Source organism: Falsiroseomonas oryzae (genome assembly GCF_027856955.1).
GTDB classification, from domain to species: domain Bacteria; phylum Pseudomonadota; class Alphaproteobacteria; order Acetobacterales; family Acetobacteraceae; genus Falsiroseomonas; species Falsiroseomonas oryzae.
Window position 1 is genome coordinate 1 of record NZ_JAPSMD010000882.1, and the last position, 966, is coordinate 966.

At 76.8% G+C, this 966-nt stretch carries 1 protein-coding gene; it reads left to right on the forward strand.

The window, feature by feature from the left end:
• The coding region (locus OZN99_RS32430) for a hypothetical protein (RefSeq protein ID WP_270939296.1) at positions 1-966 on the forward strand (966 nt) is incomplete at both ends.

Here is a 966-nt window from a genome sequence, read left to right on the forward strand (position 1 = left end):
TGGCACCTCGCGCGCATCGCGGCGACCGCGCCGGAAGGGCGCGGCACGGTGCGCGTGACGCTGGTGCCGGAGCCGCCGGCCGGGTTCCGCCGCGCGGCCTCGGCCGCCGGCACTGAGGAGATCCTGCTCTCGCTCGAGGTCGCGCTGGACGGCGCGGTGGTGGAGCGCTGGGACGAGGCCGCGCTGCACCACGCCCATCCGCGCTACCTGCCGCGCCTGCTCGGACGCCGGGCCCTGTCGGAGGCGCTGCTGCCGCCGACCGTGGACGGTCGCGACCCCGAGACGGTGGCGGGCTCGCCCGACAAGGTCTGGGGCGGGCCGGAGGATCCGCCGGGCTCCGACTTCCTGCGTCCCTCCGCACTGCAGGACAATGACTGGCTGCTGCCCTCGGAGGCGCTGCTGGCGGCCCCGGAGGGGCTGGTAGCGATGGGCGCGGACCTGGTGCCCGCACGGCAGGGCCGCGATGCCGCGGAGACCACGCAGCGCAGGCATTTCCTGGAAGCGGCGGCGGTCTCCCCGGCGCATCTGGCAGGCGACGCGGATCATCGCTTTCTGGTCTTCGCGAACCGCCCGCCCGCGCTGGATGCGCTGGAGCAGTGGGACATCCGCCAGCCGCTCTCGCCCGCCGCGCTGGTCGTGCTGCCCGACCTCCTGCACCCCGCCCCGCCGGCCGATGCGCCGCCCGATCCGACGCCCGAACCGGGCGCGCCCTGCTTCGGCGCCTGCATCCCGCCGGTGCTGCCGGTGGTGCGTCCGGCGCTGACCTATCCGCGCCTCGGCGAGGACATGACGGAGCTGCGGCAGGTGCAGGCCGGCGTGGTCTCGGCCTGCGAGGCGCATGGCGCGCGGATCGCGCTGCTCGACCTGCCGCCCCGGCTGACGCCGGGCGAGATCGCGGCGTGGCGGCGGGCGCTGGCCTCGGACCGTGCGGCGCTGTACGCGCCCTGGCTGCTGGCGCCTGACGCG